Origin of the sequence: Thioalkalivibrio sp. ALR17-21 (assembly GCF_000420185.1) — a bacterium.
In the GTDB taxonomy this organism is placed as follows: domain Bacteria; phylum Pseudomonadota; class Gammaproteobacteria; order Ectothiorhodospirales; family Ectothiorhodospiraceae; genus Thioalkalivibrio; species Thioalkalivibrio halophilus.
Map to the genome: position 1 here is coordinate 1 of NZ_ATUL01000028.1, position 23,654 is coordinate 23,654.

The following is a 23,654-nucleotide window of genomic DNA, read 5'->3' on the forward strand; positions in this document are numbered from 1 at the left end:
GGCCTCCTACAGGCCAAACCCGGCCGCGTAGGAGGCCGGCCCTCCGGCCGATGGGGCCGGGCCTGATGCCCGATCGGCCAGGGGGCTGGCCTCCTGCTTTTTCAGGCGATTGAGCCCGCCGCGGAAGGCCCGCGCGCGGAACCCGGCCCGCTGCATGCGCTCGGCGATCACCGCCGAATTGCTGCCGCGCTGGCAGTAGAGCACGTATTCGCGGTCGGCGGGCCAGTCGGCGAACGTGTGCAGCAGGGTGTCGGCCGGGTGGTTTTCCGCCCCCGGCCAGTGCCATTGCCGGTAGGCCTCCGGTGGCTGGCAGTCGATCACCGTGGCCCCCTCGGGGATGCGGTCCACGAAGATCCCTTCGCTCCCGTCCGCGACCCCGTCCGGTCCGTCATCCGCCGCCAGCGGATCGCGCTCGCACACCGCGTCGATCGCCTGCTGCAGAATGGCCGGATCCAGCGCCGCCTCGGCGCGTTCAATGCGCGAGGTGCGGCTCTCGACCAGCGGCGGCTGCTCCGACAGCGCGCAGAACTCCGGCACCCGCTCGCACAGCTCGAAGGTGCCGATCGCCCGCGCCCGGTCGGTGATCTCCTGCTTGTCGAAACCGATCAGCGGGCGCAGCACCGGCAGCGTAGCCGCCGCGTCGATGGTCTGCAGATTGGACAGGGTCTGCGAGGACACCTGACTCAGGGCCTCGCCGGTGACCAGGGCCTCGGCCCCGCTGCGCGCCGCCACCGCCTCGGCCGCGCGGTACATCAGCCGTTTGAGCACGATCTGCCACATGTCGCCCGGAAGGCTGGCGCGCAGGTCCTCCACCACTGCCTCGAAATCGACCACGTACAGCCGCGGACGGGTGCCGTGCGCCCAGTCGCTCGCCAGACGCCGCGCGATCGCCGCCACCATCGCCTCGTGGGTGGCCCCGCCGAGGTTGCAGAACACGAAATCCGCCGTGGTGCCACGACGCATCATGTACCACGCGGCCACCGCCGAATCGAAGCCCCCGGACAGCAGCACCAACGTGCGCCCCTGCACTCCCAGCGGCAGCCCGCCGGCCCCGCGCCGCCGCTCGCTGAACAGCCAGGCCCGATCCTCCTGCAGATCGATGCGCACGGTCACGTCGGGCGCATCCAGGTTCACCCGCCCGGGGCCATTGAGGGCCGCGCCCGCCTCGCGCTCGATGCGGGTGGCCGACACGCGCTTGGTCCCCTGGCGCTTGCAGCGCACCGCGTAGGTCCGGCCGCGCACCGCCTCGGTGAAATGCCGCCGCACGCCGTCGACGATGGCCTCCAGCTCGGGTTCGACCTCGGCCACCACCGGCGAGAAGGTGCTCAGGCCGAATACCCGCGGCAGGATCTCCAGCACCCGCTCGCGCTCCGCCGTGCGCAGCAGCAGACGCCCCTGCGCGGTGGCCAGACGATGCGGAATCCCTTCCAGTGCCTTGCGCAGGTTGCGCTGCAGGATGCGGGTGAAATGGCGCCGCGTACCGGGCGCCTTCAGGTGGATCTCCGGCGCCTGGCGGAGAATGATCAGATCGGATTCGGCAGTCATTCGTTCGCGGGGTCTTCACCCGTCAGCAGTTCATCCGGCGCCGGCCGCAGATAGCTCTGCCGGCGCACCCAGTCCAGTTGCAGCGCGTCCGCATCTTCCCGCAGCCGGCGCACCACCGACATGCGGTCCCGGCGACCCGCGCCGAAGTCCTCGATGGCGGCCTGCAGGTCCGCGCGTTCGTCCGCGGCCAGATATTCGCGGAAATGCCCCAGCAGGTGCTGCAGCACGTTCACGTGGGCGCCGCGCGTGGTCCCGCGCGCCAGCGCCCGGGCAAACACCTCTGCATATTCGGCCGCCAGCTCCGCGCGCGGACGCGTCCCGGCGGCCGCCACCAGGCGACCCAGGCGGTCGTAGTCCGGCCGGCCATGGGCCAGCAGCAGCATCTTCTCGCGCGCATGGAAGGCCGACAGGTCACCGGCGGTCCACTCGCCGGCCAGGCGTTCGCGCAGCCGCGCCAGGGCGAACAGCCGGATCACGAACGCCTCGCGCGCCGTTGCATCATGCAGCGCGGTCTCGTCCACCAGCAGCCGCGACGGGGCAGCCGTTTCCAGCGCGGCTGCGAACAGCCCCGGACGCGGCTCGCGCTGGCCGTTGACCGGCACCGCGCGCCCGCAACTGGGCGAGCGCGCCTTCAGAACGTAGCCATCCGGACCCGCGGGCCCTTCCAGTTCCGGCAACCGCCCATCGACCCAGGCACGCAGGGCCGGCGCATGGTCCTGCCCGCTCTCGCGTCCGCGCAGACGCAGCCGTTCGCCGGGGCCGCGCTCCAGTTGCATCGGCTCGCGTGGCGTGCCCAGACCGGCCTCGGCCTCCGGACACAGGGCCACGGGCTCCACATGCGGGAGCAGCACCTGCGTCAGCCAGTCGTCGCGGCGGTGACCGCCATCGTAGCGCACACGCTCGCCCAGCAAGCAGCGCGAGACCCCCAGACGGGGTCGTGGCGGGACAGTGTCGGGATCGTTCATCGTTGCGCGCCGTAGCCTTCCACCGGCCCCGGTTCTCGGTACTTCGGAGCACATATGGTAGGCGCCCCCGAAGGTCAAAGGAAATGGAAACCTCCGGGAAAGTGCGTCGGCAGGGTCCGGCCGAGCTCTGGCGGGCCTCTTCGCACGGTGACCCGTCGCTACAAGGACGGCGTCGAGGTGCGACCCGCCTTGCGGGCATACATCTCGCGATCGGCGCGCCCCAGCAGCGTATCCGGATCACCGTCTCCCGGGCCGCGGGCCCAGCCCAGGGTCATCGCGGGCGTCACCGCCCCCGCGGCCAGCTGTGCCGGCGGCCGGCTCACCGCTGCTTTCAGCCGCTCGCCAGCCGTGTCCGGCGAGGCCTCGCCCGCCAGCAGCACGGCGAATTCATCGCCGCCCACGCGCGCCACGCACGCGGTCTCCGGAACCGCTTCTTCCAGCCGCCGGGCCACCACCCCCAGCAGCTCATCCCCCGCAGCATGCCCCAGGCGGTCGTTCACCGGCTTGAAATGGTCCAGGTCGATGAAGGCCACCGAGAACGTTTCGCCGGTCTCGCGGCCGCGCTCGATCGCGTCCTCCAGCCGTCGATAGAAGGCACGGCGGTTGGGCAGGCCGGTCAGGGGATCGTGCGTGGCCTCGTGCTCCAGCCGACGGCCGGCTTCCTCCAGCCGGGAGGCCTGTTCACGCAGGTCATGATGCATCGCCACCAGCGTCCGGCGGGTCACCAGCGTCAGGGCCAGGGCAAACAGCACGCCGCCTCCCCCGAACACCAGCATGAACCGCTGCGTATTGGCCCCGACCTCGCGCGCACGTTCGGCCGCGGCCTCCATCTGCGCCCGCTCGTGGGCACGCAGTGCCTCGATCGATGCATCGAATTCGCGATCCAGGTCGAACAGGCGCTCACTGAGGATCGCCATCGCAGGCTCGATCTCGTCGCGCGATGCCAGGTCCACGACCTCGTCCTGCAGCTCCACGATCTCGGGGATCAGCGCATCCTGCTCCTCCAGCCGCTCGCGGGCCACCGCCTCGGTCACGCGCTCGTCCAGGGCCGCGCGAACCTCACCGACGCGGTGACCCCAGCGGTGGTACTCCATCAGCAGGTCGTCACGCTCGAACGGATCATCCGTCAGCACCTGATTCACCATGGTCTGGTGCCGGTTGTAGGCCGCCTCGAGCAGATCGGACGCCAGCTGGATCCGCTGGGCCCGTTCCTCGGTCATGTGGTGGAGCTCGTCCAGCAGCCGCTGGTTCTGCCAGACGCTGTTGGCCACCACCACGAGCATGCCCGCCAGCAGGATCACGAACGCCAGGGTGATGGCACTCACCAGCCGCCCGCCAATCCGCTTCACCCTTTGCGAAAACTGCATGCGCTCCCCGCCCGCTGCGTGCCTCCGGCACTATTCGAACGCCATCACACCCCGGCAACACAACCGCGCAAACCGGGCGGTATTGAGCCCTCCCCCGGCCGATGGCCGAAGCCACTGCTGACAGTCGCACTACCAGCTCTGCCGGAAGGTAATCCCCGCCGCGTGGACGTCATCAGAACTCGCGAATTCCCCGTGATAACCGACATCCACCCGACTTCCTTCACCGAAACGGGCACTCAGTCCCGCATTCACGTGGATCCGGTCACGACTGAGTTCCGGCCCCTCAATGGTGAACCGTTGCTCGGGTGCCCCGTCGAAAGCCGTGCGCATCTCGCTGGCCCGGTCACCGTGTTCCTGCAGCCAGGCCACCTCGACGTTCGGAACCAGTTCCGCCCCGCCCGCGGTTTCGAAATGCTGGTCCAGATTCACGCCCAGCCGGGTCCGCAGCGAATGCTCGCGCTCGCTGTCCACCTGCAGGTTCGCCTGGCCGGCGCCGGATTCGGTGAACGACTCGCGGCTCTGCTGCTGATAATCCAGCCCGGCGAATGGCGACACGCGGGTCCGCTCTCCGACGTCGAAGCCGCGCCCGAATTCCACGCCGGCCCCAACGCCCGTCGCGGAATAGGACGCCTCCGCGGTGTCACCGGTCAACGCAACGTCGCGATCGGTTTCGGCGTCGTGGTAACTCGCACCAATATCACCGCGCACGTAATAGCCGTTGCGTTCCCAGCCGCCGTAGACGGCCACCTGCCAGGAATCCACGTCGATGTCGGCCGCCCCACTGTCCGCGGTTGCCCGGCTGAAGCCGAGGCCGACCCCCATGAAGCCGTCTTCTCCCAGGGACGTGTCAGCCCCCAGCGCAATGCCTCCGAAACTGTAGTCCGAGCCGGCCGCACCGGAGGTGTCATCGATCTCTCCCTGACCGCCCTGGGCACGCACCCACCAGCGGCGATCCGATTCCGGCGTACTCGTTGCCGAAGCACCGGACGGCCTGCCCGCGGAGGCCCATTGCGTACCGGCCAGGTCGGACAGACTTGCCACCTCCCCGGCGGCCGGAGCGACTGTACCCCCCATGCGTCCCCGAAGCAGACCCCGGAAACGCTGGTCACTGCGCATGCCGACCTGCTGGGCATGGGTATGATCCGCACCGCTCAGAGAATCCAGGCCGGCACGGGCACCGTGCGTATCCCGGACCAGCAGCGAATCCACCAGCGCGGAAACGCGTTCGTCGCCGGCCAGTTCATCGAGGGCCCCCGCGACGGCTCGCTGGTTGGCGGTTTCCGCCGCGCTCTCGAACACCGCCACCCGCGACAGGGTCAGCTGCACCCCGGTATCGGAGTACGCCACCGAGGTATCCAGGAAGGCAAAATCGTCGGAGACCTCGTCAAAGCTGCCGTCCACGCCGTCTTCCGCGGTCAGCACGGTGTGGGTGATTTCGTCGCCCTCGAACAGACGGCCATCTCCGCCGTTTTCTTCGGTGACGTGGAGCCGCACCCCGTCCTCGATGGTCAGCTCGCCGCCAACGCCGGTATGGTCCGCCTCCGATCCGTCCTCGGAGACTTCCACCACATGGACGCTGTCCGATTCCAGCGTCATGTCGCCGGCCACCGCGAGCGTGCCCACCGAGTTGCCGGGCCGCACCTGCCCGCCGGACGCCACGTTCAGGTCGCCCACGGTGCCGGTGCCGGAGATTACCGCGCCGGCGTGCACGGTGACCGCCGAATCGGCCATGGAGCCGTTCACGCGCAGATTGCCTCCAGCCACGTCCGCATCGCCGCTCAGGTCGTGTTCGCCCTCGATGACGGTCATGCCGGAGCCCGCGTGCACCACATCGAGGTCGCCGGAGAGCGTCACCGGGTCTCCTCCGGCGGTGCCGTCGGAGGTCAGGTGATAGTCCTCCTGACCGTGCGTGAGGCTCAGGGTGGCGCCGTCTCCCATTCCTTCGATCCGTTCGGCCTCCACGACCCCGGCGGCGTCCGCGCCGCCGATCTCCAGGGTGGCGTCGCTGTCCGCTCCCGCACCCAGGGCCACGGCGGCACCGGCGCTGATCCGGCCGCCCTCGGCGACCTGCACGGTGCCTGTGGAATCCCGCCCCGCAGCGACCTCGAGCATGCCGTCCATCGCCCACTGCGAGCCCTCACCGGTGACCGCGGCCTGCCCGCCGGCTTCAGCGAACCGGGCAACCGAGCCACTGCCGGACTGCACCTCGGCGCCGTCGGCGATCACCAGTTCGCCTTCACCAAAGGTGCCTGCCGTCAGGCGCCCGTCGACCTCCAGGCGGGCGGCGTTACCCGCCACCGTCGTACTGCCTTCGGCCGAGTCCGCGTACCCGATGTCCAGTGCCCCGGCGCCGAGCCGCGCACCCCGTTCGACTTCGACCCGGCCCTGCCCGCCGTCACCGACGATCAGGTCGTCCGCGATATCGACGTGGGTCCCGTCGCCGCTGGCGTGCATGCGACCGCTGCCGGTCCCGGCGGCCCCGATGTAGGCAAAATCACTGACCAGCTCACCTCCGGACCGAAGCTCCAGTTCACCCTCGCCGGCGGCACCGACCCGCAGGCCGCCATCGTTCTCCCAGCGGGAACCGGCACCCTGAACCCGGGCATGGCCGGCAGCGTTCTCATATTCGCCGAGGGTGGCACCACCATCCCGCACGGTCGCGCCGTCCTCCACGCCAAGGCGGGCCGTGCCACCATCGATGCCCACGCGGGTCTCCGCACCCGCGTGGTCGATGGACCCGCCGTCCAGCAGCAGTTCGCCGGCCTCGACGTCCGTGCCGCCGGCATGATCCGCATCCCCCGAGAACAGCAGGGTCCCCTCTTCGGTCTTGGTGAGCGCGCCGGAGCCCGTAATGTCCGCGCGGATGTCGGCATGGCTGGCGAGCACGCGGATCTCGCCTTCGTCGGATGTCTCGAGCTCGCCGTCACCCCGCAGGCGATAGCCGCTGTCGACGAACTGCATGCCCTCGAAGGCCTGGGTGCCCTCGACCTCGACGGTGCCGCCGCGATAGGGGTCGGCGTCCTTGAACACGGCGTGCTGCCCGCCCCAGGCGACGGCGATCTCGCCGCCATCGTTCAGCCAGTCAGACCCGTCCTGAGTCCAGGTACCATCGCCACCCTGCCAGTGCTGCAGGCTGTCGTCGCCTTCCAGGCCGATGAACAGGTCCAGCCGGTCATCGCCGTACTGCAGCTCGTGCAGGACATCCTCTTCCAGTTCCGGCAGGTCGCCGACGGCCAGATCGCGGTCATTCAGGTCTCCCTCCCAGGTCATCAGGCGGTAGTAACCGAGCCCGGGATCGCCGGCATCCGGGGCCTCGCTGGCGCGCAGATCCAGGGTCCCGTCCAGGGTCAGGTCGCCAGCGACCTCCACGCGGCCGCTCACACCGTCGGCGGGGTTTTCTTCGCCCGGTTCTCCCAGCGCCACATCCAGCGTGGCGTCCGGGTCCAGTGCCAGATCGCCGTCGATCCGCAGTGCCCCGGCCCCGGCTGAAAGGTCCATTACGCCACCGTCCTCGACGCGGGTCGCACCGACCGTACCGTCGCCGGTCAGCGTGGCGTTGTCGGTGACCGTGGTGGCGGATCCCCCCAGATCACCATCGACCCGCAGCACGCCGGATTCCACACGGGTCTCGCCTTCCAGCGCCTGAGCCCCGTCGACCGCGAGCGTGCCCTCACCACGCTGGACGAGATCGCCCTCGCCCTCGAGTGCGCCGCCGAACACGACCGTATCGGCGCGATCGAATACCAGCGTGCCGTCATTGTGTACGTCGCCATCGAGCGTCCCGGCCTCACCGCCGTCCCCCACCTGCAGGGTGGCGCCTTCGATGAGGGTCTCTCCGGGCGCCACGTCGCCGGTGAGCACCAGGGTCCCGTCGCCGGCATGCACCAGGTCACCATCGCCGGTCACGTCCCCGTCCAGGGTCACGGCGTCGCTGCGGTCCATCCGCAGGGTGCCCGGCTCCAGCAGTTCCACGTCGCCGGTCAGCCGACCCTCGGTTCCGCCATCGCCCACCTGCAGGACACCGGATTCGACACGGGTGCCGCCGGTGTGCGTGGCCTCGCCGGTCAGCACGGCAGTACCGCCTTCGGTCTTGTACAACTCGCCATCACCGGTGATGTCCACCGCGATCTCGGCGCGGTCCGCCAGCACCCGCAGTTCACCGTCCTCGTCGGCGTCGGGGGCGATGGCCCCTGGTCCTTCCAGGCGGTAATCCTCGTCGACGAACTGCAGGCCCTTGAACGACTGGGTGCCCTCGACCTCAACGGTCCCGCCCCGATAATCCCCTTCGTCCCGGAACACGCCATGGTTGCCGGCCCAGGGAACGGCGACCTCGCCGCCATCGTTCATCCACTGCTCGGAGGCATCGCTCCAGGTCCCGTCCCCGCCCTGCCAGTGCTGCAGGGTGTCATCGCCGGCCACCGCCACATGCATGTCCAGATACCCGCCTTCCGGGTTCAGCAGAAAGAGGGCCCCCTCGTCCAGTTCCGGGCTCTCGCCGATCTCCAGTTCGTTGTCGGTGAGCGCGCCCTCCCAGGTCATCAGCCGGTAATACCCGAACCCGGCGTCGCCATCGTCCCCATCCTCGCTCTGACGCAGGTCCAGCACCCCGTCCAGGGTGAGATCGCCCGTCACTTCGATGCGGTCGCTGGTACCGGCATCCGGCTCATCCTCGCCGGGTGCGCCCAGGGCGAAATCGAGCCGCGAATCGGGCGAAAGCAGCAAATCGCCGTCCACGGTCAGGCTGCCGACCGAATTGCCCGGATCCAGGCGACCCCCATCTTCCACGGTGGTATCCCCCAGGGTTCCGCGCCCGGCCAGCGTGCCCCCGTCCAGCACGCGCGCCGAGGCCGCACTCAGATCCGCATCCGCCACCAGGGTGCCGGACTCCACCCGGGTCTCGCCGGTGTAGTCCTGTTCCGAGTCCAGGATCAGCGTGCCCTCGCCACGCTGCACCAGGTCACCACCCCCCGAGACGTCCGCCTCAACCGTGTACTCGTCGGCGCGGTTGAAGGCCAGCACGCCGTCGTTCTCGACCGGGGCGGTCAGGCTGCCTGTATCTTCGCCAGCCCCCAGCTGCAGCGTGCCCTCCAGGATCTCCACCCCGCCTTCGAAATCGTAATCGCCGGTCAGGATCGTCGTACCCTCCCCGCGCTGGCGCACATCGAGCGTGCTGGAGTCATCGTTTCGGGCGTTCAGTGCAACGGCTGAACCTTCGACAGTGCCGTCCCGCGTGAAGTGGTAGTCATCCTCGTCGTGGTGGAACTCCAGCAGGTTGTCTCCATCTCCATATTCGATACCCTCCCTCGCATCGACGATACCGGCTGCATCGCCCTCACCAAGCCGCAGATGCCCGGTCGACGAATCCTGCCGCCCGAGGGCAACGAGGTCCATGCCGGCCACGGCGCCATCGGCCAGCAGGGCCACGCCATCCCCCGATTCTCCGACAGCAAAGTGGTACCCACCCTCGAGCCGGGTCCCTTCGCTATAGGCCTCAAGGGTTCCCTGGCCCCCGGATTCCGTACCAAGCCGCACGTTCCCCTGTAATCGGGCGCCGTCCTCCACAACAACGACACCTTCGCCCTCGACGCCGACATCAAGCCCGCTGGTAATGTCGACGAGGGTGTCCGCACCAGAAACGCGCAATTCCCCGGCACCGTCCGATTCGATCCCCATGTGCATGTACCTCGCGCGGAGCAAGGCCCGATCCGGATCTCCGTTCCGGACGACCATACTCCCGGTATCGGACTCACCGAGGCGTAGCGGGCTGTCGCCAGCCACTTCCAGGATCGAATAATCCACCAGCAGCGAGCCTTCTCCATCACGACCCACCGTCATCTCGTCCTCGACGCGCACGCTGCCCTGGTCCACGATCTCCAGCGTCCCGGAGCCCTCGTGCCCGATGATCAGGCGATGGTCGACTTCCAGCGAACCTCCACCCTCGACCCCGACCCGTGCGTCGTGTGCATCTTCGCCAAGAAAGAGTTCGTACACGTCCACAAGTCCGCGGTTTTGCGCCACCACCTCCCCGGCATCGACCCTCAGACTGTCGCTGCTCCATCGGGCGTCCGTGCCATCGACCAGCATCCGGGTGTCCTCGTGGTGCAGTCGCCCCTCATCGGCGTTCACGACGCCATCCGGGCCTACACGAAACGTGCTGTCGCTCCTGACGTCCACATTGCCAATCTCGAATGTGCCGTCCTCCATTGCCAGCGCACCGTCATCCACGCGGGTCCATCCGGTATAATCGTGTGACCCCACCAGGGTGGTTGTTCCGCTGCCGATATGCCGGACCCGCAGATCCTCCCTCAGCAGGGTCGGGACACCATCTGCCGTGCCGTCATCGGTGAAGTAATATTCGTCGGCCGCGTGACTGAAATCGACCAGGCTGTGACCGGGGCCGCCCCGTACCGCAAAGTCATGGACCTCGGAACTCACACCCACGGTACCGGGGTCGCCCCCTGCGGCCCCAATCTCGAGGACGCCTGTCCCATCCTCGTCGTGAGCGAGGATCAGGTCCCATTGCACGTCCACATGACCGCCGTCAGTCACTCGCACCAGGCCCTGCTTTGGGCCATCGGCGGACCGGGGATCCCCACCGACCCAGACATCTCCGGCGATCTCCCAGACGGAATCCTCGCCGCTGACCACAGCCTGGCCTGATCCGCTAGAGCCGAGGGTCACAGACTCGTTGTCCAACCCATGGTCTGCCGTCACCAACGTGGCGCCGTCCTCGACGTAGAGACGGCCGGTTCCGTCACTGCCAACAAAAAGCAGGTCGGATGTAAGCGTAGAACCCTCCCCTCTAATACGCACTTCGCCATAACCACCTTCTGCAGCAGCGAGACGTACCATGCCATACGGATCCCCCTCCCCCTCGGCGATCACGGTCAGGGAGGCACCATCCTCGATGGTGAGGGTCGGGGTATCCGGGTTGCTGGCCCCCACCTCCAGATATTCGATGGTCGGGTGGTTGTCTCCAAACAAGCGAGGCGCATGAACCCCTTCGTCTTCAGGGTCAACGATGTACACCTCGTCCCCTGGGGCCGGAACGCGGGGCTCAGACCAGTTCTCGCTGCTCATCCAGTTCTCGCTCGACTCACCCAGCCAGCCAATCTCGTCATTCGCAGCGACCGGTGTGAGCCCACCGAATGCGAGCACGAGTCCGGCCAGTGCTACACCTCCCGAGGATGGAAGGGCGGACTGGGTCTGCCGGCTACGCCCCTTGCAATGGCCGCGGGCGATTTCGGCGGCGACCTGCCAGGTTCCAAGAGCGCGATTGAAGACGAGGCGGAAAGTCTGGTTCATGGTGTCCGTTCTCCGTTGGAGTTCCGTTTTTTCGTCCGCTGCCCGCATGCAGCCCGGGCGTTCTCATGAACTCGTCAAACTGCCGCCGGCCCCCGGACGCTGCCTAGGAACAATCGGGAACAGAATGTATACTCCTTTGGAAACAGTGCTTTGGATGGATCCAGAGATGCCCGGACCCCGCAACACCCCGCAGACATGAACCCGGCCCGCGCGCGTCGCGGCCCGCCGGAAACGTCGGTGACAGTGGTCTTCGCGCTGGTGCTCGCCCTGCTGTTCGGGCTTTCGGCCCCGACTGTGAATGCCGATACCCCGCCCCTCGACACCGGGGAGGGCGTACACACCCTGGACGGCCCCTGGGAGTTCTTCTGGCAGAAGTTTCCGGCACCGGGCGCGGAGGACGAACCGGACGCCCGCATGAACCTGCCCGGGAGCTGGACCGGGCTGACCATCGACGGAACCGCCCTTCCCGCTGCCGGCCATGGCGGCTTTCGTCTGCGCGTGGCACTGGAAGACCCGCCCGCACGAGTGGTGCTGCGCGTGCCCATGGTGTATTCGGCCTACCACCTGTATGTGGATGGCGAACGGGTGGCGCAGGTGGGCGAACCCGGGAGCTCGGCCGACGAGAGCCGCCCGGACTACGGCGAGCGGCGCGTGGTCATCGACGACCCCGGCGAGGAGCTGGAGCTGCTGTTTCACGTCAGCAACTTCACCTCGCGCGCGGCGGGCTTCCCGCACCCCCTGGAGCTGGCCACCCCCGAAGTGATGGAGCACAACGTCGCGCGCGAGCTGGTCGGCAATGCGGCCCTCTCGGGCGGACTGATCCTCCTCGGGCTGTCGCAGCTGGTGCTGTTCCGCCTGCGGCAGAACGAGTCCATGTACCTGTTCTTCGGCATCGCGATCGTCGCCTGGGGCCTGCAGACCGCGCTGACGGGGCAGCTGCTGGTGCATATCGGCTGGCACCTGCCAATCGAGATCGCGCGTCCGCTCGACGGCCTGACCGCCCTGACGGCGGCGGCCTTCTATCTCCTGTTCCTGTCGTCGCTGTTCCCGCGTGAACTGCCCATGCGCTACACGCGCTGGGTGCTGGCCCCGCTGGTCATCTATCTGGCCATCACCCTCCTGGGCTCGGAAATGACACGCAGCGAAGCCGTGGGCTGGCTTCTCTATTTCCTCACCGGGATGCTGGCGCTGGCCCTGGCGTTCGTGGCACGGGCCTGGTGGCGGGGGGTGCCGGACGCGGGTCCCATCCTGCTGGGCTCCGCAGTCGTCGCCGCTAGTGCGATCCTGCAGATCCTGTGGTTCAACGAGATGGGCATTCGCAACGCGGTCGCCAATACCGGCGTCCTGGCTGCGGTGGCACTGCACGCCATCACCCTCTCGCGCCGCTACGCGCGAGCCTTCGAACGCAGCCAGCAGCTGGAATCCGAGCTGCGCCGCGCGAACCGCCTCAAGGATGACTTCCTGGCCAGCACCTCCCACGAGCTGCGCACCCCGCTCCACGCCATGATCGGCATGGCCGAATCACTCCCGCGCGACGATCCGCGCCAGGCGCAGGCCCTCGACCTGATCCAGTCCAGCGGTCATCGCCTGACCCGGCTGGTGGACGACATTCTCTCGTTCACGCGCCTGAAACACGGTGACCTGCACATCCGGCCCGAGGCGATCGCGCCGGCCCCGCTTCTGCACACGGCCGCGGAATCCGTGCGCCCCCTGCTCGGTGACCGGCCGGTGGCACTGGAAACCGAGATCGAGGCGGATCTTCCGGCGGTACGGGCCGACGCCGACCGCCTGCATCAGGTGCTGTTCAACCTGCTGGGCAACGCGGTGAAATACACCGATGCGGGCCGCATCGTCCTGCGGGCGCGCCGCGAGGGTGAAACCGTCTGTGTGGAAGTCGAAGACACCGGAAGCGGGATCGCCGAACTGGATCCCGAACGTCTCCAGGAACCCTACGAACAGGGCCACGAATCCACCGATACCGGACGCGGCGGGGTTGGTCTCGGACTGGCCATCAGCCGGCAGATCCTGGAGCGCCACGGCGCCCGCCTGGAGCTCTCCGGCGGAGCGGACGGCGGGACCCGGGCCCGTTTCTGCCTGGAGATCGCTCGCTCGGCCGTCCCCTCTGTCGGCCCGACGTCGACCACTGCGGCGCAGCCCACCGACCCGGAACCGGCCGGGGAATCCACGGCAACCCGGCCCGGTGCAACCACCGGGGCGCACATCCTGATCGTGGAAGATGAAGACAGCGCCGCGCGTGTCCTCGAGACCCAGCTGGGACTGGAGGGTTACCGCACGAGCCGGGCCAGTTCCGGCGAACAGGCACTGGAATGCATCGCCCGCGAGGCCCCGCAGCTCGTTCTGCTGGACGTAATGATGCCGGACATGAGCGGCCTGACCGTCTGCCGCAGACTGCGCGAGGAACACGACCCGGCCTCGCTGCCGATCATCCTCGTCACGGCGCGAACGCGTGAACACGACATCGTCGAAGGGCTGCAGGCCGGAGCCAACGACTACCTGCCCAAGCCGTTCTACCGTCAGGAACTGCTGGCCCGGGTGCAGTCCCAGTTGCAGGTCCACGAGAACGAACAGATGCGCTGGGCCCTGGAAGAAAAGGAGGCACACCGGCCGGACGGTGACGAAGAAGACCTGCGCACGCAGCTAGCGACCCTGCTGACCCGGAGCCTGCGCGGCTGGGAGCTGGAAACCGGCCTCACCCGGGCCGATCTTGCCGAAGAGAGCGGCCTGTGGACCGTGACCCTGGATGACACCACGCGCAAGACCCGCACGCTGGACCGTTACTGCGATCCGGAGACGCTTCCCGGACGCCCGCGCTGGGGCCTGGTGATCCGGACCGCCCGTTTCGTGGCCGCCCGCGTCGAAGACGCGGAACGCAAGGGGGACCTGCTGGCACGTGCGCAACGCATCGAGCAACGGCTCGCCTGAAACCGGCCCGCGCGTAGCCGCAGACTCTTCTAAACTGCACGCAGGTGCGGAAGGGGACAGCCATGAGCGATGAGCCGGGCGAGACGCCGGAACGGGACAGCGAGGGCTACGAGCTGTGGTACACCCGGCGTGACGGCGAGGTGCACGGGCCGTTTCCTGCCCACCTGATCCGGCGCTACCTGATCCTCGGGCGGCTGACCCCGGACGATGAAGTCGGGCCGACGCCGCACCTGTGGTACCCGCTGCGCGAGGTACCCGAGCTGATCCCGGAGGAACTGCTGCATACCGACACCCCGGAGGGGCTGGAACGCCTGCAGCAGGCCCGACTGCGCGAGGACGAGCGCCTGCGCGAACGCCGCGCCCCGGACGAGGACACCCCGCCGGAACTCCTCGAACGCCGCGAGGGCGAGCGGCGCCGGCCCGAATCGCCCGAGACCGTGACCCATCGTCAGCAGTGGGCGGAACTGCTGACCCTCCCGGCACGGCACGTGCCCGCGATCCTCCGCGGGCCTCGCCGCTGGATCACGCTGGGGGTGACGCTGGTCGTGGCGATCCTGCTGCTGTGGCTGCTGCGCGAGCCGCCACCGGAGACCCCCGCCCGCGACTGCTCGTCCCCGCCGGCCCCGGAAGTCAACTGGAACCGCTGCGAGATGCCGGTGGCCGACCTGCGCGAGGCGGACCTGACGCGCGCCAGCCTGCGCGAGGCCCGGCTGCCCGGCGCCCGCCTGCAGGGGGCCCGGCTGGACGGGGCCCTGCTGGAATTCGCCGACCTGACCCACGCAAGCCTCGCCGACGCACACCTGACGGACGCCCGGCTGCGGGGGGCCACTCTGCGCGGCACGGACCTGACCGGTACGGACTTCTCCGGCGCCGACCTGCGCCACGCGGACCTGCGCGAAGCCAACCCGCAGGACGCCGACCTGAGCGGCGCCCGCCTGGGCCGTGCGCTGTGGCCCGACGGCTCGCGCTGCCCGCCCGAGGCCGTCGGCACCTGCGAGTGATGCGCGCCGGGCAGCCCCGTGTCAGGCAGGTTTTTCGAGGGCGTTGCGGATGTCGGGGATGCCCTTGACCCAGTAGAGCAGCGCCACGCAGCCGGCGAAGAAGGCGATCGCGCCCCAGTCGAACAGCTCCTTGTAACGCACGGTGTCGGCCGCCAGCAGCAGGGTCATCATGGCCAGGTAGGCCAGCGCGAAGGCCAGGTGGATCAGCATGTCGCGGTAACCACCGCGGGCCACCCGGTACCAGACCAGTACGGTCAGATGCCACAGCGCCAGGAACAGGAACAGGAAGGGCAGCATGGTGGCGCCCAGCTCCACGCTGATGGTGGCCTCGCGCCCGCCCAGCGAAGTCAGGTGACCGATCAGCAGGATGGCATACAGCCAGGCCACCAGCGTGACCTCGACCAGATCCAGCAGGAACAGGACCACGATGCGGCGCGGGCTGAGCCCGGCCAGGCGGGCGCCGTTGTCGGGATTGCAGAAATAGGCCGAGTAGGCGACGAACTTGTAGGCGGTGAAGACCGTAACCAGTGCCGTCAGCGCGATGCGCTTCCAGAACTCCGGGTCCCGGATGGTGGACGGGTGATCGGTCAGGAACTGCACGTATTCCACCGAGACCACCAACAGTCCCAGCGCGATCACGGCCAGGATGAGATCACTGATCTTTTCTGACAGCCTGGTGTAAAAGGTCTCCATGGCGGATTACCGTCCTTGTTTGCGTTGACCGCGACGTTCCCCTTCGTTTGGGGAGTGCCGTACGAAGGACGGAAGTTTAGGCTTTTGGTGCAATCCCTTCTACTGGAGTCCCCATGCAGCAACTGGATGAAACCCGTCTGCCCCGTGCCGCCCTCGCACTCGGTCTGCTGGGGGGTGCCGGTGCGATCCTGGGTGCCACGGCGCTGATTCTCAGCGGAACGGCCCATGCCGGCGAAGAGATCATCCGCGGCACGGTGGATGGCGAGGAACGGACCTGGGAACGTTTCGACACGGATGACGGGGGGCCGGCCTTCTTCACCGACCTGCCAGCCGGGGCCCGCCTGTTCAACCTGCACGGGCTGCGCGACGGCAGCACGCCCAACCCCCTGGGCTCGCTGATCGTCAGCGTGACGACCTTCAACGACAACGTGGGCAGGGTGGAGGTCAGCTATTACCACGAACAGGCCGGCGGCCCCGATTTTGTGGGGAACGACCAGCTCGAGAATGTGGAGTACGAGTTCGACCGGCTGGAGGTCGACGGGGATACCGCCCGCATCAGCGGCCGGGTATCGGGTGAGCTGCACCACCGGGAGGATCCGCTGAGCGAGGAGACGGATCCGTCGCGCACGCGCTCGGTGGAGGTGGAGTTCGACACCACCCTGCCCGAACAGGAGTAGGGCCGGGGCCCGCCCCCTGTTCGCCTGCGGGCAGGGCGGGCTCCGGTTTTACGGCAATCGACTTACATCAGATCGAAGCGATCCGCGTTCATCACCTTGTTCCAGGCATCGACAAAGTCCCAGACGAACTTCTCCGCCGCGTCGTCCTGGGCATAGGCCTCGGCCAGGGCCCGCAGCTGCGAGTTGGAGCCGAACACCAGGTCCACGCGGGTCCCGGTCCACTTCTTCTCGCCGGTGGCGCGGTCACGCCCCTCGAAGCGGTCGGCCTCCTCGCCCACGGGCTGCCATTCGATGCCCATGTCGACCAGGTTGACGAAGAAGTCGTTGGTCAGCTGCCCGGGACGCTCGGTCAGCACGCCATCCTTCGAGCCGCCGTGGTTGGCGTCCAGGGCACGCATGCCGCCTACCAGCACCGTCATCTCGGGGGCCGTCAGGCCCAGCAGCTGGGCACGGTCCAGCAACATCTCCTCTTCGGCCACGGTGAAGCGCGCCCGGCGGTAGTTGCGGAAACCGTCGGCTTCGGGCTTCATCGGCTCGAAGGACTCGGCGTCGGTCTGCTCCTCGGTCGCATCCGTGCGGCCGGGGACGAACGGCACGTACACCGGGTGCCCGGCATCCGCCGCGGCCTTCTCGATCGCGGCCGCTCCGCCCAGCACGATCATGTCGGCCAGGGAGATGCGCTTGTCCCCGTACTGCTCGTCATTGAAGGACTTGCGCACGCCCTCCAGCCGTTCCAGCACCTTCGCCAGCTGCTGCGGCTCGAACGCCTCCCAGTCCTTCTGCGGCGCCAGGCGGATGCGGGCCCCGTTGGCCCCGCCACGCTTGTCCGACTGACGGAAGGTGCACGCCGAACACCAGGCGGTGGCCACCAGCTCCTGCACCGACAGACCGGTCGCGAGGATCCCGGCCTTCAGCCGTTCGGCGTCCTGCTCGTCGATCAGCACGTGATCCACCGGCGGCACCGGGTCCTGCCAGATCAGGTCCTCGTCCGGGACTTCCGGCCCGAGGTAACGATCCTTCGGCCCCATGTCACGGTGCGTCAGCTTGAACCAGGCGCGCGCGAAGGCGTCGGCGAACTCCTCCGGGTTCTCCTTGAAGTGCAGGGCGATCCTGCGGTACTCGGGATCCTCGCGCATCGCCATGTCGGCGGTGGTCATCATGATGCCGACCTTCTGCGACGGGTCCTCGGCATCCGGCGCGCGGTCCTCGTCGGCGAGGTTCTTCGGTACCCACTGCCAGGCCCCGGCCGGGCTCTTCGACAGCTCCCAGTCGTACTTGAACAGGACCTCCAGATAGCTCATGTCCCACTGGCGCGGGGTCGGGGTCCAGGATCCCTCCAGCCCGCTGGTGATGGTGTCGCGGCCCTTGCCGGAGCCATAGCTGCTCTTCCAGCCCAGCCCCATCTCCTCCAGCGGCGCGGCCTCCGGTTCCGCCCCCACGTGGGCGGCATCGCCCGCGCCGTGCACCTTGCCGAAGGTGTGCCCGCCGGCGGTCAGTGCCACCGTCTCGTAGTCGTTCATCGCCATGCGCTCGAAGGTCTCGCGGATGTCGTGCGCCGACTTGAGCGGATCGGGGTTGCCATCCGGACCCTCGGGGTTCACGTAGATCAGGCCCATCTGTACCGCGGCCAGCGGATTCTCGAGTTCACGCTCGCCGGAGTAGCGGCTCTTCGCGTGATCGCTGGTCGCCAGCCACTCGTCCTCGGCACCCCAGTAGATATCCTCTTCCGGGGCCCAGATGTCCTCGCGGCCGCCACCGAAGCCGAAGGTCTCGAAGCCCATGGATTCCAGCGCCACGTTGCCGGCCAGGATGTACAGGTCGGCCCAGGAGATCTTGTTGCCGTATTTCTGCTTGATCGGCCACAGCAGACGCCGCGCCTTGTCGAGGTTGGCGTTGTCCGGCCAGCTGTTGATGGGGGCGAAGCGCTGGTTGCCGGTGGAGGCCCCGCCCCGGCCGTCGGCAATGCGATAGGTCCCGGCGGCGTGCCAGGCCATGCGGATCAGCAACGGGCCGTAATGGCCGTAGTCGGCCGGCCACCAGTCCTGGGAGTCGGTCATCAGATCGGCCAGATCCTGTTTGACCGCCTTCAGGTCCAGCTGGCTGAACGCCTCGGCGTAGTCGAATTCCGGCCCCAGCGGGTCGGACTCGATCCCGTGCTGGTGGAGGATGCCCAGGTTCAGCTGGTTCGGCCACCAGTCACGCGGGCCACCGCCGCCGGCATCGTTGCGAGTACGGCTTCCGTGCATCACCGGGCACTTGCCTTCGGCGTTCGCTTTGTCTCCTGCCATCTCTCTCTCCTTCTTGCGTTGTATTCGTGGACACGCACGCAAGCGATCTCGTTCGATCCATGCGTATCCCTGTCCTGAGGTATAGCAGGAGCAGCCATAAAAGCCATTATTGACTTCACATGGCCTTGATAGAGTTCACCTATTGGGGATCAGAGCCGGGCCCGGGCCCGCTGCACCAGGCCGGCCGGATCGCGCAGGCCGGGCACGACCTTCGCGTGCCCGTCGGCATCGACCACCGTGACCTTGCCGAAGCCCAGGCGCCGTCCCAGCCAGTGCTGTTTCACCCCGATGTCGCCGACTCGCTTGAGATCGAAGCGCACCGCGCGCTGCCACAACAGCCCGCTGGCCACGTGGAGGTAACGATCGGTCAGCACCGCCTCGGAGTTCACGAAACTGGCCAGCCCCCGAATCGCCAGCCCCGGCAGGACCACCAGGTAGAGCACTGCGGCCGCGCCCAGGCCCCACACCCCGAGCGGGCCGATAGCCAGCAGCGCCGTGATCCCCAGCACCCCCAGCGCCGGCAGGAACACCGCCCAGTGGGCATTGGTCTCCAGTTCCACATGCGCCCCGGGCTCCAGCTCTTCGCGCAGTTCGATGGAACGCCGCCCCAGGACCACCAGCAGGCTGATCAGCACTGCCGGCGGCAGCAGCAGGATGCCCGCCACCAGCAGCATGTTGCCGACGCGCGCCCCGGACCACGCGACCCCGGCCACCAGGGTGATGACCGCCGAGATCATCAGCGCGGCCGCCAGCATCCACAGCGCCCGGCGCACGCGCTCGCCACGGCAGACCTCGCGCGCCGTGCGCCCGCCCGGCCACCAGCGGATCAGCGCCGCTGCCAGTGTCAGCGGCAGCAGCACCACGAACGCCGCCACGAACCCGAGGGAACTGCCACCTCGAACCAGCATGGCCCCCAGCAGCGAGATCACCGTTGCCACCGCCAGGATCAGCGGCATCTGCCGCCCCAGTCGTGCCCAGAAACCCTGCGCCATCAAGCCCTCTCGCGATTATCCGTTCCCGAAAAAGGACGCCAGTCTATCAGCGAACGGCTTATTCCTCGGCGGCCGGCGGCTCGGCCGCGCCCGAGAACCCGGGTCCGCGCACGTCCTCGATCTCCCAGCCACGATCCATGTCGCGTCCGGTCACCCACCAGTCATGCACGTGCAGGCGCAGCGGCCCGCGCACCCGTTCCTCGAAGCGCGACGGCAGGACATACGGCCCGACTTCCTCGTACTCCAGGAACGTGGTGTCCACGTGCGCCCCCTGCGTGCGTTCGAAGCCCTCGAGCGTGATGTGCACGCGGTACAGCCGGTCGGTCTCCGGATGGATCCACATCACCACTTCGTCGCTTTCGGCAAAGCCGAAGCCCGGTTCGATGGTCGCCAGCACCCGATGGTAGCCCACGCCATCCTCGCGCCGGTCCGGCAGGCGCTGCAGATCGGTGGCGCGGTGCTTCACGAAACTGGGGCCGAAATGGAACAGCTCGCCGGCGTCGATGGTCATCGCGGTGGCGGCGACCCGGTCCGGATCGGTCTCGAACTCCCCGTTGTAGTACACGCTGATCGTGCCCTCGTGGCGGAACACGTGCTTTACGCCCTCGGGCCCGGTGTACTCGCGCACATACAGCGAATCCGCCGGGCGATAGCGTTCTTCCGAGCGTCCGCGGAAACCGGTATCCGCCACCAGCGGCTGCACGCGCTGGATCATGCGTCCCCACTCGCCGTCGGTGGCCATGTTGAAATCGCGCGGATCCTCGCGCAGATCGCCCCCGTGCGCCTCCAGCGTGCGGTCGAACAGGGTCTGCGCCGACAGCCCGTCGGCAAACTCGCGCTCGGGAGCGGGCTCGGGAAAGGCCCGTCCGCAGCCCGCCAGCAACAGGATCAGTCCGGCAACGCCCGTGACGCGCCAGGTGGCCAGCCGTACCGGTCCGGATTCGATCATCGCCCTCTCCCCCGTTGTGCGAACGCTGACGGCCGGAGCCGTCCCGTCTACTCGGGATCCGGGGGCACGCCGGAAAGTTCCACGTGCTCCGACCCCACGAACTCCCACAGCTCCGGCATCAGCCGCTCCATGCGCTGCTGGATCGCATCGGACACCAGCAGCGTGTGGTCGATCCCCTCGGTCCGGCCGAAGATCGAATGGGTCAGCTCCTCGCGGGTCCGCACGCGGTTGCGGATGTCGTCCAGCAGCCGCTGGAACTCCGACGGCGTGGGCTGCACACCCAGCGCCCGGAACAGCTCCCCGAGGCCGCACATCAGGCCCTCCGCCTCCGGCCCCAGGCCGAAGTCCTCCGGGCGGTAATCCGCCTCGCCCACCGAGGCGCGCGGAACCCACACGCTGAAACCGACCTTCTTCAATGAATGATAGACCGGTTCTTCCGAGATCAGGACCAGCATCAGCCGCTCCGGACTGGCCACGAACGACGACCCGCCCATCGACCACTCGCGGTCGACCACGAAGCGGTACAGCCGCAGGTGCTCGCGGAAATCCGCCGCCTGCAACTGATCCAGGATCAGGATGGTGCGCTCGCCCTCGGAATACGCACAGGCGCTGGAGACCTCGCGGTCGAAGGCCGGGATCGGCGGTTCGTCGCCTCCGTCCTCCTCCGGGTTGGACGGCGGCTGTACCGCCGGGGCCGGGTCATGCCCCTGGGTAAAGTCGTGATACAGCACATGCGGGACTTCCAGTGCCGCGGCCAGGGCGTTGGCGAAAGCGGTCTTGCGCCGCCCCGAGTCCCCCTCCACGTTCAGCGTGGGGATCGAACCGCCCGCCCGGGCCAGCACACAGTCCACATGATGGGCATAGTCGATATTCGATTCGAAGCCGTTGTCGGCCATCCGTTCGCGCAGTGTCTTCATGGGCCTTCCTCGTGGCCTGCCTTCCCCTCAAGGATACTTTCCCGACGGCCGGCAGGGGTATGGGGCCGACCCTCCAGCAGACGCCGATCGGCCGCAGCGTGTTCCAGTCGATGGTACGAATCCGACACAATCCATGAACTCGGTTCACAAATCGTTCCGGGTTCGCTAGCCTGCAGCGTCATGGGAACCGAAGACCGCAAGCAACGCGAGCGCCAGGCACGCGAACAGCTGTTCATCGACAAGGCCCACGAGCTGATCCGCACGGACGGCCTGCTGGCCCTGCAGATGTCGAAGCTGGCCGCCGCCTGCGAATACGCCACGGGCACGCTGTACCAGCACTTCGCCTCCAAGGAGGACCTGCTGGCCGCGGTGGCAACGCGCACCACCATCCAGCACGCCGAACGCTTCCGCCAGCTGCCGGAGCTGCCCCTGGGCACGCGCTCGCAGATGCTGGCGATCGTACTGACGGATCTCGATTTCGCCGCCGCCAACCCGGACCACTACCGCCTGATGCAGTACCTGCTCACCGAAGCGGTCTGGGCGCAGATCTCGCAGGAACGCCGGGAGGCCCTGCTCACGGCCGCCCAGCCCATCGGCGATGCCGTGAGTGGCGTGGTGGAAAGGGCCCGGGAAAAGGGGGACCTTCCCGTGGCACGGGAGATCTCCGCCGAAGAGATGGGGCTCGGCCCCTGGGCCCTGAACCTGGGCATGCAGAACCTGGCGAATGCGCGCGGCCTGCTGGAGGCCTATGACATCGGCCAGCCGCTGGATCACCTGATCCGGCACTTCCACGCCCTGATGACCGGCTGGCGCTGGGAGCCGCGCGTGGACCCCGACGAACCCTCGGTGGTGCGCGCGGAGACCGAGCGCGTACGCGCCGTGCTGCAGGAGACCTTCCAGTGAGTCGCCGTTTCTTCTACATGCTGTTCGGCGTGGCCGTGGTGCTGGGCGGGATCTTCGGGTTCAAGGCCTTCATGGACCAGCAGATCGCCGAATATTTCGAAAAGATGCCCGAACCCGAGGCGACCATCAACGCGGCCACCGTCGAGACCGACGCGTGGACGCCCGAGACCCGCGCCATCGGCAGCCTGGAGGCGGTGCGCGGCGCGACCCTGAGCTTCCAGAGCCAGGGCCTGGTGGATCGCATCCTGTTCTCCAGCGGCACCGAAGTGGTCGAAGGCGAGACCCTGGTGGAGCTGGACACCGCCCTCGACCGCGCCGAGCTGGAGAGCCTGCAGGCCGCGGCCATGCTGGCCGAAAGCGAGCTGCAGCGCGCCCGCGGGCTGGCCACGCGCGACAGCATCTCCGACTCCGAACTGCAGCGCCGGCAGACCGAGGCGGAACAGGCCCGCGCCGCCGTGCGCTCGCAGGAAGAACGCATCCGACAGAAGAGCCTGCGCGCCCCGTTCGACGGCCAGCTGGGCATCCGCCAGATCGACGAGGGCCAGTTCGTCGGCCCCGGCGACCCCGTGGTCGAACTGCAGACCCTGGATCCGATCCACCTCAACTTCACCCTGCCCGAGCGACGCCTGAGCGAAGTCGAACCGGGCCAGGAAGTGCGTATCCGGACCGATGCGCACGACGCCGTTTTCACCGGCATCATCACCGCCATCGAGCCGCGGGTGCGTCCCGCGTCGCGCATGTTCCGCGTGCAGGCCACCCTCGACAACGAGGACCACCGCCTGCGCCCGGGCCAGTTCGCCCGCGTGACGCTGCAACGCGGCGAGGCCGAGGAAGCCCTGGTGGTGCCGCAGACCGCCATCCGCCACGCCCCGTGGGGCCAGTCGGCGTTCGTGGTGTTCGAGGACGATGACGGGCAGAAGCGGGTGGAACAGCGCCTGGTCGAGACCGGCGAACGGCGCGGCGACCTGATCCGCATCCGCGACGGGCTGGAGGAAGGTGACACCGTGGCCGCCAGCGGCCTGCTCAAGCTGCAGAACGACACCCCGGTGAACATCACCGAAGACGCCCAGCCGGATGCCGAGCGCGACCCGCGCCCGGACACTCGCTGA

General features: G+C 68.4%; 14 protein-coding genes and 1 pseudogene. 5 read left to right on the forward strand and 10 right to left on the reverse strand.

The annotated features are described in order from the left end of the window. Positions 1 to 6: 6 nt before the first annotated feature. From thiI to G020_RS15640, 5 genes and pseudogenes are all read right to left on the reverse strand, one after another. Positions 7 to 1,545 (reverse strand): tRNA uracil 4-sulfurtransferase ThiI, encoded by a 1,539-nt coding sequence (gene thiI, locus G020_RS0112500; RefSeq protein WP_024329821.1) that lies wholly within the window; start codon positions 1,543 to 1,545, stop codon positions 7 to 9. Continuing rightward, on the reverse strand, positions 1,542 to 2,510 hold the full coding sequence (locus tag G020_RS0112505) for a DUF523 and DUF1722 domain-containing protein (protein ID WP_024329822.1): 969 nt from the start codon (positions 2,508 to 2,510) through the stop codon (positions 1,542 to 1,544). The genes thiI and G020_RS0112505 overlap by 4 nt, the downstream gene beginning before the upstream one ends. A 158-nt stretch (positions 2,511 to 2,668) precedes the next feature. After that, positions 2,669 to 3,877: a diguanylate cyclase domain-containing protein gene (locus tag G020_RS0112510; RefSeq protein ID WP_024329823.1), complete on the reverse strand. Its 1,209-nt coding sequence runs from the start codon at positions 3,875 to 3,877 to the stop codon at positions 2,669 to 2,671. A gap of 129 nt (positions 3,878 to 4,006) precedes the next feature. Further along, positions 4,007 to 10,861 (reverse strand): autotransporter domain-containing protein, encoded by a 6,855-nt coding sequence (locus tag G020_RS14710; RefSeq protein WP_231363091.1) that lies wholly within the window; start codon positions 10,859 to 10,861, stop codon positions 4,007 to 4,009. A 192-nt stretch (positions 10,862 to 11,053) separates the two neighbouring features. Continuing rightward, positions 11,054 to 11,230: pseudogene (locus tag G020_RS15640) on the reverse strand (ESPR domain-containing protein); the annotation flags it as partial. Between the two features lie 189 nt (positions 11,231 to 11,419). Between G020_RS15640 and G020_RS0112525 the strand changes: the two are divergent. Further along, entirely contained in the window at positions 11,420 to 14,125 is a 2,706-nt protein-coding gene (locus tag G020_RS0112525) for a response regulator (protein ID WP_231363092.1), read from the forward strand. Between the two features lie 62 nt (positions 14,126 to 14,187). Then, positions 14,188 to 15,126: a pentapeptide repeat-containing protein gene (locus G020_RS0112530; protein WP_024329827.1), complete on the forward strand. Its 939-nt coding sequence runs from the start codon at positions 14,188 to 14,190 to the stop codon at positions 15,124 to 15,126. A 21-nt stretch (positions 15,127 to 15,147) separates the two neighbouring features. Here G020_RS0112530 and G020_RS0112535 read toward each other — a convergent pair whose 3' ends face one another. Further along, positions 15,148 to 15,819 carry a hypothetical protein gene (locus G020_RS0112535; protein ID WP_024329828.1) on the reverse strand — a complete coding sequence of 224 codons (672 nt, stop codon included), beginning with the start codon at positions 15,817 to 15,819 and terminating at the stop codon, positions 15,148 to 15,150. A gap of 113 nt (positions 15,820 to 15,932) precedes the next feature. Here G020_RS0112535 and G020_RS0112540 point away from each other — a divergent pair, with 113 nt between their 5' ends. After that, positions 15,933 to 16,496 carry a hypothetical protein gene (locus G020_RS0112540; RefSeq protein ID WP_024329829.1) on the forward strand — a complete coding sequence of 188 codons (564 nt, stop codon included), beginning with the start codon at positions 15,933 to 15,935 and terminating at the stop codon, positions 16,494 to 16,496. A gap of 62 nt (positions 16,497 to 16,558) precedes the next feature. Here G020_RS0112540 and katG read toward each other — a convergent pair whose 3' ends face one another. The 4 genes from katG to G020_RS0112560 all read right to left on the reverse strand — a co-directional run bounded on the left by katG (position 16,559) and on the right by G020_RS0112560 (position 21,642). Further along, complete coding sequence (gene katG, locus G020_RS0112545; RefSeq protein WP_024329830.1) at positions 16,559 to 18,784, reverse strand: catalase/peroxidase HPI; 2,226 nt, start codon at positions 18,782 to 18,784, stop codon at positions 16,559 to 16,561. Between the two features lie 149 nt (positions 18,785 to 18,933). Further along, positions 18,934 to 19,776 carry a PH domain-containing protein gene (locus G020_RS0112550; protein ID WP_024329831.1) on the reverse strand — a complete coding sequence of 281 codons (843 nt, stop codon included), beginning with the start codon at positions 19,774 to 19,776 and terminating at the stop codon, positions 18,934 to 18,936. 58 nt (positions 19,777 to 19,834) lie between these two features. Then, entirely contained in the window at positions 19,835 to 20,725 is an 891-nt protein-coding gene (locus G020_RS0112555) for a hypothetical protein (RefSeq protein ID WP_231363093.1), read from the reverse strand. A 47-nt stretch (positions 20,726 to 20,772) separates the two neighbouring features. Then, complete coding sequence (locus G020_RS0112560; RefSeq protein WP_024329833.1) at positions 20,773 to 21,642, reverse strand: hypothetical protein; 870 nt, start codon at positions 21,640 to 21,642, stop codon at positions 20,773 to 20,775. Positions 21,643 to 21,822: 180 nt separating this feature from the next. Here G020_RS0112560 and G020_RS0112565 point away from each other — a divergent pair, with 180 nt between their 5' ends. Next, positions 21,823 to 22,545 (forward strand): TetR/AcrR family transcriptional regulator, encoded by a 723-nt coding sequence (locus G020_RS0112565; RefSeq protein WP_024329834.1) that lies wholly within the window; start codon positions 21,823 to 21,825, stop codon positions 22,543 to 22,545. Beyond that, positions 22,542 to 23,654, forward strand: a complete 1,113-nt coding sequence (locus G020_RS0112570) for an efflux RND transporter periplasmic adaptor subunit (protein ID WP_024329835.1) — start codon at positions 22,542 to 22,544, stop codon at positions 23,652 to 23,654. Before G020_RS0112565 ends, G020_RS0112570 begins: the two co-directional genes overlap by 4 nt.